Here is a 12,770-nt window from a genome sequence, read left to right as displayed (position 1 = left end):
ATTATGACCGACCCAAAAAAATCAAAAAAGACCAAGAGCGCTGTAGGTATTCAATACCAAGAAGGAAAGAAACAAGCGCCCAAAATTATTGCCAAGGGTTTTGGTGACTTAGCAGAAGAAATAGTCTCCCTAGCCAAACAAAGTGGTGTGTTAGTGCATGAAGATCCCTATCTCAGTGATTTTCTCGCCAGAATGGATTTAGGCCAGGAAATCCCCGAACAATTGTACCATGTGATTGCAGAACTCATCGCCTTTTCATACGTTTTGCAAGGTAAGTTTCCTGAAAGCTGGGCGGCAAGTCACCACAAATTATCGACCAAAGCCTAATGGCTTACTTATTGTTTACCAATGACTTGCGTATTGTTTTCTACACCTAGTTGTTTTTAAAAAGATTTGTTGTACCAAGCTGACAGGTTAATCTGGTTGCAATATGTTGAATGGGAATAATTTAATGACGCTGCACGTATTTAAAAAAGTGTCCAGAACCTGCATTGCGCTTGGCACACTGCTGATGACTAACAATGTGTATGCGATTGGCGAACAAGTACTGGCGCAATCCGCAGATAACATTGAATACGGATTAATTGCTATTGCTGCAATCTTCGTTGTGCTGTTTGTGCTAACGATATTTTTTAAAATCAATCAAAAAAGAGCGCTTAATCAGCTCGCCGAAAATCAACTTATTCTCAAGCAAAACACCCAGTATTTAGACAATTTCCACGTTGGCATGGTTCAAGTTAATCATGCAGGCGAAATACAGTATTGCAATAAATTAGCGGCATATTATTTAGGAAATAGAGCAGAAAACTTGCAAGGTAAAGGCTTGAACACGCTATTTGAACAACAATATAGTGCGCAAATTGAAAACGGAATCAAGGCTAAAATTCAATGCAAAGAGCAACTTATCGGACCGGTTAAAGATCGAAATTTAGTGCTCGAATTTGCACCACAAAAAGACAATCAACAACAGATCGCTTCAATTATATCAATTGTCGACGTTTCGGCTTCTCAGACTCAAATAGATTCCCTAAACGATGCCTTAAACTTAAATAACCAAATATTAGATAACACCCAAATTGGCCAATTAGAAATCGACTTGTCAGAAAAAACATTCAGCACAAATAGCGTTTTTTCCAACATGCTGACAAACACTGACAAACAGCTTAGCGGTGACATAAAACAGTTTGAACAATACGTTTCACAAGATACACAGTTTGCTTGGAATCAAGGATATAAAGATTTAGAACGAGGCCAACAGATTGATTTAGAATGTAAATTGGATGCGCATGAAGGTGATCTATTTGTCAGATTTATCGGTTTCCCGTTAGCCTTGGATGAAAAAGGTAAGGCGTTAAAAGCCCATATAACTGTCACCAATATCAGTCCGCAAGTTGTTTTGAAGCATCAACTAACCGCTAACAAACAAATTGTTAAGGGCATGCTCAGCTCCATTAGTCACCCTACTCTGCTACTAGATGAAAATAGTTTAGTGGTTGCATGTAACACAGCATTTGAATTGTTTTTTAATACTTCTGTGGACAATTTACGCAATCAACCGGCTAAACAACTATCTATTTTGCCTGCTGATATTCAAGCTATCATGCCCCAAGGTCAATCCCCCAGCATGGCATACTCTGCCAGTGTCGGCAGTGCCAAAGAAATAACTTTAGAGCTAGCTTCGGGTGATAAAAAAACCTTAAAAGTGAAAATTCAATCTTTCCGAGATGAAACCGGCAACCCCGCAGGCTCCATATGTTTAATGGAAGATATTACAGAGCTGCAACACACTAAAGCGCTACTTGAACATGAGCGCCAACATTTCTCTAATATCATTGATAAAGCGCCCCTAGGCATAGTCATGATTGATGACGATGATCGCATTGTGCAGGCTAATAAAGCATTAACACTGCGCTTGGATCTGACCGAGAAAGAACTGATGAAAGGCTCGTTTTATCAACTATTTAATGATCCCAAAAACTCTGGAAAAGCCGCCAAGAAATTACATAAAAATGGCAGCCTAGAAGGATTTCATGCAGACTTAAAAGGCAAACAACAGCAACTCCATCCAAGTGAACTGAACATCGAACTGTTTGACCGCGAAAAACAGCACTTTTTGTGCTGGATATCCGACATTAGTGATGAACAGTATCAACAAGATAAATTCGAGAGTTTGTTGTTACACAGCAGTATGCCAATGGCTGTATTAACCGAAAATGGCTTCAATAAACTAAACCCTGCGGCCTGTGAGTTTTTCTCTGTGGAAGACGAAGAAGACCTATTTGGACACTACCCATACTCTAAAAAACTGAATGATAGTGAAGCTGATCTCGAAAACTTCCAGAACAAAATTGAGCAAATAAAACAAGACGGAAAAGCGTTATCAATGACCTGGCAACATAGCCGAGGTAGCAACAAACTGCCCTGTCAGGCCACATTTGTACCTATGTTTAAAGGCCAAGATTTTGATTCAATCTTGTGTATTTGGACGGATCTTAGAGCTATCAAAAAAGCCGACCAAGAACGCTTAGAAGCAATTAACTTACATCAGGCGGCCGAGCGATTAATTGTTGAGAAGCAACAGTTATTAGAAAGCAGCCAAGACCAACTTGCCAGCAAAGTAAGGTCGTTATCAGCTACCCAATCGAAGTTAAAAGCGGCGGAAGACGATATATCCGATAAAACCTCAGAGCTAACTACTTTGCAGCAAGCACATGACAATGTCACTGCACATTTAACTCAATTGCAGCAAGACTATCAACAAAGTCGAGAATCACTGGCCAACAGTGAAAAAGCCAACCAAGATTTAGCCGATCAACTTGAACAAACCAGTAAACGAATTCATGGCTTGGAAAAACAACGAAATCAAATTGCAGATGAACTCCAGTACAGTAATAAAAAGTATAAAGATGCGCAAAAAGAGCTAGCTGAAAGTGAAAAAACCGCCAGTAATTTAGAACTTGAACGACAAGAACAACAACAAAAAATGGCAGCTTTTGAGGGGCAAATTAGTGATCTCAAGTCGTCTATTTATCAAAAAGACAAACAAATTTCAGATGTAAACGGTCAGATTAGCGCCTTGCAATCGAAGTTATCGAGCTCCAGCCAAGCCAGTGAGAAATTACGCCAACTGTTAATTAACCAACGAAAAGCCAGCGAACTAGCTGAAAAACAACGTCGCGACTTAGAACAATCCTGTTTTGTTGCACAATCTGAACTATCCAATAAAGCTCGCCACATTGATCATTTGCAACATGAAATGGACAAGTTTGAAGAAATGTCTAATCAGCAAAAAGGCGACATGGAAAAACAACAGGCATTGTTACAACAAGAGCTTGAAAATAAACAACGCCAGTTGCAAAAAACCCAAGGTATTTTAAACGAAACCAAACGCCAGTCAGAACAAGATAAAGCTGAAAAACAACTTCAACAACAGCGGTTACAACAATTACAAGAAGACTTAAAAGAAGTAGAACGCCGCAGTGAACAGCAGCAACAAAAAATAGCTGAAGCCGATAAACACTGGGCTCAGCAACAGCAAAAACTGCAACAAGAGCTACACAGTAAACAACAAAAACTGCAAGAAACTCAACGTATTTTGCAGCAACAAGAGCAACAGTTCGAAGCAGAAAAATCAGCCAAAGCTCAGCAGCAAAAAGTGTTTGAAAAGTTACAACAAGAATTAGCTGAAATGGAAAGACGCAGCGAATTGCAGCAGCAACAAAAAAATGATGAAGCAGAATTAAGACTGCAAGAACAGCAACGCCAATGGCAACAAGAGCGGGAACAGCAACAGCAAAAGCTGAAACAAGCGGAACAGAACTTAAATCAAGCCAAGCAACAAACTGAGGCAGAAAAAGCACAACAACGTGAATTAATGCAGCGTTTACAATCTGAATTAGTCGATATGGAAAAACGCAGTGAACAGCAGCAAAAACAGATTATCGAAGAAGCAAACCGTCGCTGGAAAGATAAACAAGATGCGTTGCAAAAAGAACTGCAAATTAAACAACAGAAATTACTTGAAACCGAACAAGCTTTGCAACAAACCGCACGCCAAACTGAAGCAGAAAAAGAAGCTAAGCAGCAACAGCAAAAGATTTTTGAGCAGCTGCAATCTGAATTGCTAGAAATGGAGCAACGCAGCTCTGAGCAGCAACGGGAAATGCAAGAAAGTGATCAACAGTGGCAACAACGTCAAGAAGCCTTGAAAAAAGAAGTACAAGCAAAACAATCACAACTGCAGTTGACCCAGAAACAATTAGACGAAAATCAGCGCCAAACTGACAAAGAAAAACGTCAACGTCTTGAACAGCAACAGAAGCTAGATCAGTTAAAACTAGAATTATCAGACGTGGAAAACCGCGCTACTAAACAAAAAGAAATGTTGCAAGGAAGCGATGAACAGTGGCGTCAACACCATGCAGAAATCGAGCAACAGAAAAAACAATTGCAACAATCATTACTTGAAGCTGAGCGTCAAAACCAACAAATGCAGGAGAAACTGCAACAAAGTCTACAAGAATTACAACGTGCAGAATCACAGGTCAGTGATACTCAATCTGGTGAACAGAAATTGCAGTCTGAATTAGAGCAAGCAAAACGAGAAGCTCAAGAATTGCAAGACAGACTAAAACAACAGGAACAGCAGGAATTGAAGCTGCAGCAACAACTGGCTGAACAGCAAAAAGCATTGCAAAACAGCGAACAAAATGTGCAAAAAATGCAAAATGAGCAACAACAGTTGGCTACTGAATTACAGGCAATCCAAGCTGAATACGACAACACAAAAGCCAGTTTAAGCGCGCAAGATAACAATCAGTCAGAATTAAGTGAAAAATTAAAGCAGCTAGAACAAGAGTTAATTAGCAATAAGAGTCAAATTGCCAATAAAGAAACTGAGCTGCAGCAAGCACAAAAGCAACTTGAATCCAGTCAGGCCAAATTGCAAGTTAAAGAAAAAGCCCTTGTCGCAGCCCACAAAGAGGAATTGAAACAAGCGCAAGAACAACGCCCTACTCCTGAAGTTCAAGAAACCCCTGAATTTGCCAAGCTAGATATGCCAAGGGATCCTCATATTTGGTTCGATTTATTGCCATTCTTGCAAAAGAATCCACCTAAACAATCGCTGGCAATTGATCTTGGTGCGTTAATGAGTGAATTAGAAAGTGCCATGCAAAATATGGATAATGCAGTGATGGAAGACAACAACAGCGCAATACTGACACAAGCACGCAAGCTTGCACATATTGCTCGCAAAGTTAACTCTAATCCATTAGACGATGTTGCGACTCGATTAGAAGCAGACTTCCGGCAAGGACAAGTTGATAGCATTTCCATTTTCTGGCCTAGCGTAAAAGAATCCATCATGACCACGCTCAGAGTGATTTATTCCCATTTAAACAAATAAGATTCAAGAATATAGGCTTAGCATTGCAAATTTGCTAAGCCTCACTCTTGCTAATTAAACAGTGAACATGCACTATTCAAAAAATTCTTCAATTTCGTCTAAACATGCAAAATCAAATAATTTATCAATTCCCCAGCGGTCAAGTAGCCAACCGCTTTTTAAATGATGTGAATTCCGAACAACGGCCGAATATCAAAGCAAAACTTTATCGCGGCTCGTTGAAGGTACAAGTTACATATCATTACTCAGACTCAGGGTTCGACAGCACGAGCGCAGAACTAGATGATCTAGCTAGCAAGTACGAAGGTGAAGAAGTAAGTTAGTGGACAAAGTTATAGACCCTTAAACTTTGAGCTGACAGTCATCTATGTGCCAATTGTAGTCAAAGCGGTGGCTCGAACAAACTGACTATGATGGAATGCCACCAAAGCGGTCCTAGAAAAACGAAACCAAAACGGCTGTCCATCCCCAAAATCAACCTTCTGCGCTACTAGTAGATTTAAAATTGAGGTTAGGTTAAAACTTTCAGCTTAACCATAATTTCAGATTCTAGAAAACCATCAACTCTAACGTCATTTAAATAACGTTCTAACATGGGTAAATTATCTGGTTCGAAACCACTGCCAGGCAACCAACAGCTAAACAAATAGAGCTGTGCTTGGGTGATATCTTCTGGAGATCCTTTAACATAAATCACAGCATATTTCCCTTCAGGTAAATCTCCTACCCTAAAGGGGTCAGTAACATGTACCCTATCATCAATTTCTATTGATGCTTCATATTGGCACTTGTGAGCAGCTGTCAATGAAGGGTTGTCATAACACCAAGCTAACCTATATTGTGACTTCTCAGGTATTCCTTGAAGCTTAGCCCAATGAGTTAATATATCCCATGTTTCAAATAACGACTCTGACTCATAACCACCTTTTGATACTAATTTGCTTAATCGTTTTTGTTTTATTGTTTTAACTTCCACATTTATTGGATTATTGTTTTGAGACGTTCTGTCTGTTGATGCGGGATACAACTCATTAGGATTAAATTTCTTTCCGTATTTACTAAAAATATCACCGAGATTGGGTAGCTCTTCAGGTTTTGGAGAACGAATTTCGGTAGGACTATAACCAAAATATTTTTTAACTGATTTAGCAAAATTCGAGCTAGAAGAAAAGCCACAATCCAATGCAATATTTGTAATACTAAGCTCTCTTCTAAATACCAATAAATTAACCGCTTTTTCCAGTCTTTTTCTGCCCACATAATTGTTCAACGTTTCATTCATAACACCACTAAAAATACGATGAAAATGAAAAGGTGAAAAATGACAATGATTTGAAACTAATTCCAAACTAAGAGGTTGGGCTAGATTTGATTCAATATAGGTAAGTGCCGTCAAAATTCTTTGTTTATATATAGGATTCATTTCAACCTCCTATTGTCACTGAAATAGCAAGGCTATTACTTAGTCTTTCTACTTTAAATGAACAGCATAGATCGGCAGATATAAGTAGAACGGTCGTGGAACCAGTTTGTGTGCTATTTGACGGTTGCAATCCAAACTTAGTATATAAACAAAGTATAAACGCGAGATAAATGAAATTCCTTAATACCCGTGGATTCGTTTTCATGATAAATGGCCTCTATTAGTTCAATTCAATTAAGTTTATCAACGAATGCATTAGTGGGATTTTCCAATATTGCTATTCTTAAGACTTTCTAGCAAGAATGGAAAAGCACAAGAGAAAGGTGCACGTATAATTCATGGAAAATAACATTTAGAGATGAATTATCATGCAAGCTAGTTACTTAAATCCAACCGACGAATCAGCAAAACAACTATTTTCAAAATCAATAAGAGGCGAAGTTATTATGCTTAACTTACTTCGTTTTAAAGAAATTGCAGACTATAGTCAATTTTCTGATATAGCACCTAAAACACCTACAACAGGAAAAGAGGCTTATCAAATTTATATTAATCAAACGTTACCATTCTTAGAGAAAAGTGGCGGTGAAATTATGCTACTTGGTAAAAGTGAACATTTTTTTATCGGCCCAATGGAAGAAAAGTGGGACTTAGTGATGATAATAAAACAAAAGTCATTAGATAGTTTTCTTTCGTTTGCGTCTGACCCACAATATCAAGTTGTACTAGGGCATAGAGAAGCCGCAATTGTTGATTCAAGGTTATTACCTATTGAAGCGATAAGTTCTCTTTTATAAAGTATATTCACAAATAATTATTTCAATATAGTTTATGGATACATACCGCCAATTAACTTCATATAACGTGACAAATCGATCCGCATAAGGAAGCTTAATTAAAGTGTTTCAATGCTAATACCATCGGCGGCTTTCTCAGTAATATCGCCGTAGAAGTCGTCTGTCACTTAAGTGCCAAAAGCGGAGATGGGAACATCAATCCTTGAACTGGCGCTGTGGGCAGTTAGCCGACTGTCAGTATTTTTTACACTTCTTACAAGATTTTGAGAATCACGGAATTAAACTACCAATAAAAACAGAGACTTAAAATGTTGGATCTCATTTTGCCTGTAGTATATTAGTTTTTGTTATTAATCTGGAAATAAAAATGAAAAAAACTGTTTGTTTGTTTATTTGTTTGTTTGTCAATTCAGTAAATGCAACGCCAATTACAATTGATTTTGATGACTTAAGCCAAGGAGTTATTGTTGGTAATAACTATTCGGGGCTAGGTGTTACTTTTGTAGATGCAATAACTAGTAATAATTTTTCGGCACCTGGATCTACAGGCCCTAACGTCATTAGACATACCAACTCGGTCTATCAGCCACAACCAAGCGACCCTATTGAGGCAATTTTTAGTTCACTTGTTTCTTCGGTTAGTTTAACTGGTATCGATGTTGGTCTAAATGGTTTTGTTTTAAGTGCATATGATGCTGGTAGTGGCGGTAATTTATTGGCAACAGAGCAGATTTTTGGTTCATCAATAGGTTCTGATGAGTTCTATACTTTAAGCCTTTCAGCATCAGGAATCCGACGTGTGGAGTTTTCACAGGTACAAGATGTAGGGGTAGGGGATGGCATCGTATTTGATAACTTCATTTTTGACATAGAGGCCGTACCTGAACCAACATCACTCGCACTTTTGGGATTGGGTTTGGTTGGTGTTGGGTTTTCAAGGAAAAAGAAAACTACCTAATCAAAAATCACTTTTAGAGAATAAGCCTCGTTGTATCGGGGCTTTTTTATGCCTAACAAAAAAATACACTGTAAAGCATTACTATCCTGAATTTACTACAAACCTAGCTAAGTATCGAAATGAGCCTGCATGTGCTGGCTTACAACCTGAAACGAATGATGACCACAATGGGATTTGCTGGGTTGATGGAATCCATCAGACAATAGAGTATTAGACGGATTAACGCTATTTACTTCCCTTCGTCACAGCTGGTTTTTAGAATGGATTGATGTTTACTAAGGAGAAATTGCGGTTGTTTTTGTTGAAACGACAGCCTTCAACGTCTTATGTTGATAGAACTTTGGTACAGAAACCTTCGGCGTCGCATGCAAGTCCTCCTACCATAAGATAATTTATTCTTTATTTAAAAGTTCCGGGCTGTTCTTGCAACAAAATTTTTGTACAAATTTGAACCGCGTACGTCGACTATTGACGTAAACAAGCAATAGCGATTAACGTATTCGAATGCCTCCTTATCGCTCAAAGCCGACAGTCGGGACTTTGTAAAGAGTTTCGAGGTGGAGCGAGCCGAAAGATGCTTAACTCCGCCCCCCTTACTGGTAGAAATCCAATTTGCTTTATCTTTTTACTTTAACGCCGCACTGCGGGACTAATTGTTGCTCGTCCACTGCACATTACTTTCATCTTTTATTGCAGCCTTCAGTAAATCGATTAAGGGTAAAGCGCGGTGAGAAAGACTGACAAAAGACGTTTTCTCCATATCGTCAGTAGGTTCTTCTGATTCTGGTTGTTGCTCTGCTACCCCCAGCGCAGCTTCCAAATTCGCCAGTGCTGAGGGGACATCTTTTGCAAGTATTGCACTGGGAACAGTACCGCTGTGCCCCATCATTTTCAGTAATTGCACTGCTATATCTCCGAACATGGTAATGTTGGCACTAGGCTGACTGGAAAAAGTTACTAGCATGATGATTTAACTCTCTAGGGCTGCTCAATGAATGTAAGATGAGTGTACACCTATACGACACCCTTTACTTCAACTACCTAGTTCCCCTTTTACTGACTGCGACAGCTAACTAACCTTAAATGCACCGACCGCGACATCTTTTATTAACAGTTTTTCAGATCCTAGATACTTGTGGAGGCAGTCTTATGATTGCAAATCCCTAAAATCCACGGTTTACATTTCAAACTTAAGACTATTCGCAACCGACTAAATTTAGATTTCCATTAACGAGGGAAAAGTAAGATGGACAGGCATCTTTTAATTAGTGGAAATTGAGGCCTTTAATTTCTGTCGGAAGTTGATGAAAGTTTTTTAATGTGCTCATAGTTTAGATAAGTACCAATACAATCATCGGTTTCTGGAAAATGAGCGTTATTAATGTGAATTTAGTACGGAGGGAGGCATGTCTCTTGTGCAAAGATACAATTGAAATGAATAGGTTTAATGGGTAAATGTTAACCTAAAGAACTCTTTAACCGACGTTTTCGCTTGTAGCGTTTTAAAGTGTCTATTTGACCTGCTACCACGCTAAAATTAGTTTCAAACGTTAGAAACATATCTTACCAGGTGTGTTCATCCAATCCTAAGCGCTGCAATATGGGTGACTCATCCACTTCAATGGTAGCTTTTTTGTTAGGCGCTATGCAGCGACCAGATAGGTCAACCAATTCAACATAATCTATTAAGTCAAAGGCTAATCCGAACGGTTGAAGTTGCTTTGGATTGCCAACAAAAGGCATTAACGTAGAGGGCTGATACCCTTTATTGAAATCGTGAATACGGCGTTTAATACTGGTGTGATTACTCATCACCGCATAGGCACAGACTTCAATTACAAAAACCGTGGTTAAAAATAGCAACCTGTCCTCTACCCACTGGCGACGATGCTTTTAGCTTTTCCCCGTCAGTTTATCTTCTCCACATAAAAAGGCCCGCCGAACATAGCGAGATACGCAATGATAATAAGGGGGATCGAAAAGGTTGATTTGTCGCTTCCTTGCCAGTGGCATCATTCATTCCTTGAATTAAGCATACTAAAACATAGTTTATTTGGTTTTCCTAGTAGTCTAGTTTGTGGCTGTCCATGCAAATCTATTCATTCTGCGCTAACGTGGGTGAAGTCGCGACGATAATATTAAGAAACTGAGATATTTATTCATTCAATTGATTTACAAATGCATGAAGCAAGTTCACGTATATACGTTGGCCTTTCTTGAAACTATCAATACGCATATATTCATTGTCAGCATGAAAATTTTCGTCACTCCTTTGGAAACCTATGGAAACTAAATTTGGGCCACCGCCGTCGGGAACAGATGACAGGGCGGGCACGGTACCACCAATATAGACTATAATCGGAGGGGTGCCGAAAAAGTCTGTTAATACTTGTTTGCCTATTCTAAAGCCTAAATCACTTTCATCGAAAACAGGTGCAGTACCCATCACACTTTCTTTGAAACCTACTTTCAACCCCCATGGAAGACTATCTTTGACGTGCTTTTTAAGCATTTCCAATACTTCTTTAGGATCATGATCAGGCCCTGTCCTTGCTAACATTCTAAACCAGGCAGTGTGAGGTATAATAGAGGCCTTGCCTTGAATATAACCAGCTTTAAACCCTGTAATGTCTACCGAGGTACGTATCCAAGGTCGCTCATAAAAGGTGTATTCTTTCTCTCCAATCCATTGGTCGATGCCGAATTTCTTTAAATCCTCAGTTTCCTGATTAGGGTCTACAACAGCAGCGATTTCCTGTCGTTCTTTTTCGGAATATTGCTTTAGGCCATTATAAAATCCTTTAATAGCTATTGATCCATCATCATTCCAAAGAGAAGCAATCACTTTAGAAGCTGCCAATGCAGCGTTCGGTGCAACACCTCCATAAATGCCTGAGTGTAAATCGGTATTGGCCGATGTAATTGTGACTTCAAGGTCTGCTGCTCCACGTAGTCCTTTCCACATCATTCCCTGATTGTCACCTTTCATCATTGCATCTACATTAATTCCATAATCAATGTCATTTAGCCATTCTTGATTTGAAGCTAACCATATTGGCAAATGTGGACTCCCGATTTCTTCACCGCCATCCAATAGCAGCTTAATGTTGACAGGAAGCTTACCATCCACCTTTATCAATCCTTCGATGGTACTAATTAAAGCAATGATAGGCCCTTTGTCATCGGTGGCGCCTCTCCCATAAAGCCTTTCATTTCTTATCTCTGCATTAAATGGATCGCTTTTCCAACGTTCTTTAGCGACAGGTTGCACATCAAAATGCCCATAAAAAAGAATGGTGGGTTGATTTTCGTTTCGTGTATAAGAGGCAGTAACTATTGGCAATTCATTGGTGAAATGCACTTCTGTGTTTTCCATACCAATCGAGTGGAGCCTGTCTTTAAGCAAGTTTGCAGCTTTTTGGAGTTCAGGCTTGTTTTCTGGCTTCATCGACATGGTAGGGATGGCAATCAGTTCAACTAACTCATTGATATGTCTTTTATGATTTTCTATGAAAAACCTATCATATTCCTTTAGTTGCTTTTGAGTCGCCTTATTTAGGACCAATGCCTTATTCCGATCTTGGCTTTGAGCAATAGAATTATGATGGTAGCTAAAGAAAATTAGCAGTGTGAAATAGTAGATTATATTCTTTTTCATTATTAATTCTCTTCCTTCCAACTGTTTGTGTATCGTTAGTCGCGGAAATTTCTAAATCATTTTCTACTAATTAAATAACTAGGCATCCAGCCTATCAGGTTTGTTAAATCCATGAAACTGAATGTCTCCAATGACTATAATTCGCTCAAAGCTGCCTACCAGGTGAGGTTCTAACCTATTCATCGAAACTTTAAGATCAGATATGAACGACTACAGTTAAGCCATTTAATCAGCTAAGCGCGTTAATCTGCATCCAACGAATATCAAGTGCTTTGTTTTTTACTGTTTGTTTTCTCAGCAGCATTTTTCAGAGCCTCTAAATTCAGACAATAAACCTAAATACGCACTTAATCGATTAACTAATAATTAATCAAATTTTATTTTAAATCTTATAAATTTAACTTAATTAACATTTTTTTAGCATTAAGTGACTATTCTGGCTATTCTTAGTTAACTTAATCGTGTTAGTTTATTGGCGTTTTTCAGACTTTAATACTGAGAGTCGAAGAAGTTAATACTGGCAGTAA

General features: G+C 38.7%; 8 protein-coding genes and 1 pseudogene. 5 read left to right on the top strand and 4 right to left on the bottom strand.

Translation table 11 applies throughout. The features are described 5' to 3' along the window. The first annotated feature begins 3 nt into the window (after positions 1–3). The 3 genes from KO530_RS18035 (at position 4) to KO530_RS18025 (ending at position 5,730) form a co-directional block, all read left to right on the top strand. Positions 4–327, top strand: a complete 324-nt coding sequence (locus tag KO530_RS18035; protein WP_216049856.1) for an EscU/YscU/HrcU family type III secretion system export apparatus switch protein — start codon at positions 4–6, stop codon at positions 325–327. Positions 328–451: 124 nt separating this feature from the next. Next, a complete protein-coding gene (locus KO530_RS18030) occupies positions 452–5,407 on the top strand; it encodes a PAS domain-containing protein (RefSeq protein ID WP_216049855.1) in 4,956 nt (1,651 codons plus the stop codon). Positions 5,408–5,511: 104 nt separating this feature from the next. Beyond that, complete coding sequence (locus KO530_RS18025; RefSeq protein ID WP_216049854.1) at positions 5,512–5,730, top strand: hypothetical protein; 219 nt, start codon at positions 5,512–5,514, stop codon at positions 5,728–5,730. A gap of 188 nt (positions 5,731–5,918) precedes the next feature. Here KO530_RS18025 and KO530_RS18020 read toward each other — a convergent pair whose 3' ends face one another. Beyond that, positions 5,919–6,830, bottom strand: coding sequence for an AraC family transcriptional regulator (locus KO530_RS18020; RefSeq protein WP_216049853.1), 912 nt, complete (start codon positions 6,828–6,830; stop codon positions 5,919–5,921). A gap of 368 nt (positions 6,831–7,198) precedes the next feature. On the opposite strand from KO530_RS18020, the gene KO530_RS18015 reads away from it, so the two are divergent. Next, on the top strand, positions 7,199–7,627 hold the full coding sequence (locus KO530_RS18015) for a DUF1330 domain-containing protein (RefSeq protein ID WP_216049852.1): 429 nt from the start codon (positions 7,199–7,201) through the stop codon (positions 7,625–7,627). 367 nt (positions 7,628–7,994) lie between these two features. Further along, positions 7,995–8,585 (top strand): PEP-CTERM sorting domain-containing protein, encoded by a 591-nt coding sequence (locus tag KO530_RS18010; RefSeq protein WP_216049851.1) that lies wholly within the window; start codon positions 7,995–7,997, stop codon positions 8,583–8,585. Positions 8,586–9,234: 649 nt separating this feature from the next. Here KO530_RS18010 and KO530_RS18005 read toward each other — a convergent pair. From KO530_RS18005 to KO530_RS17995, 3 genes and pseudogenes are all read right to left on the bottom strand, one after another. After that, a complete protein-coding gene (locus tag KO530_RS18005) occupies positions 9,235–9,549 on the bottom strand; it encodes a DUF1840 domain-containing protein (protein ID WP_216049850.1) in 315 nt (104 codons plus the stop codon). A gap of 494 nt (positions 9,550–10,043) precedes the next feature. Beyond that, positions 10,044–10,598: pseudogene (locus KO530_RS18000) on the bottom strand (hypothetical protein). A 142-nt stretch (positions 10,599–10,740) separates the two neighbouring features. Next, on the bottom strand, positions 10,741–12,243 hold the full coding sequence (locus KO530_RS17995) for a M20/M25/M40 family metallo-hydrolase (protein ID WP_216049849.1): 1,503 nt from the start codon (positions 12,241–12,243) through the stop codon (positions 10,741–10,743). Positions 12,244–12,770: the final 527 nt, after the last annotated feature.

This window comes from Aliiglaciecola lipolytica, assembly GCF_018860635.1.
In the GTDB taxonomy this organism is placed as follows: domain Bacteria; phylum Pseudomonadota; class Gammaproteobacteria; order Enterobacterales; family Alteromonadaceae; genus Aliiglaciecola; species Aliiglaciecola lipolytica_A.
This window is presented reverse-complemented; position numbering and strand designations above follow the sequence as displayed.

Bases quoted from the DNA above. Each gene is read 5' to 3' on its own strand.
- KO530_RS18010 (WP_216049851.1), top strand. From the start codon at position 7,995: ATGAAAAAAACTGTTTGTTTGTTTATTTGTTTGTTTGTCAATTCAGTA.
- KO530_RS18035 (WP_216049856.1), top strand. From the start codon at position 4: ATGACCGACCCAAAAAAATCAAAAAAGACCAAGAGCGCTGTAGGTATT.
- KO530_RS18030 (WP_216049855.1), top strand. From the start codon at position 452: ATGACGCTGCACGTATTTAAAAAAGTGTCCAGAACCTGCATTGCGCTT.
- KO530_RS17995 (WP_216049849.1), bottom strand. From the start codon at position 12,243: ATGAAAAAGAATATAATCTACTATTTCACACTGCTAATTTTCTTTAGC.
- KO530_RS18015 (WP_216049852.1), top strand. From the start codon at position 7,199: ATGCAAGCTAGTTACTTAAATCCAACCGACGAATCAGCAAAACAACTA.
- KO530_RS18005 (WP_216049850.1), bottom strand. From the start codon at position 9,549: ATGCTAGTAACTTTTTCCAGTCAGCCTAGTGCCAACATTACCATGTTC.
- KO530_RS18025 (WP_216049854.1), top strand. From the start codon at position 5,512: ATGCAAAATCAAATAATTTATCAATTCCCCAGCGGTCAAGTAGCCAAC.
- KO530_RS18020 (WP_216049853.1), bottom strand. From the start codon at position 6,830: ATGAATCCTATATATAAACAAAGAATTTTGACGGCACTTACCTATATT.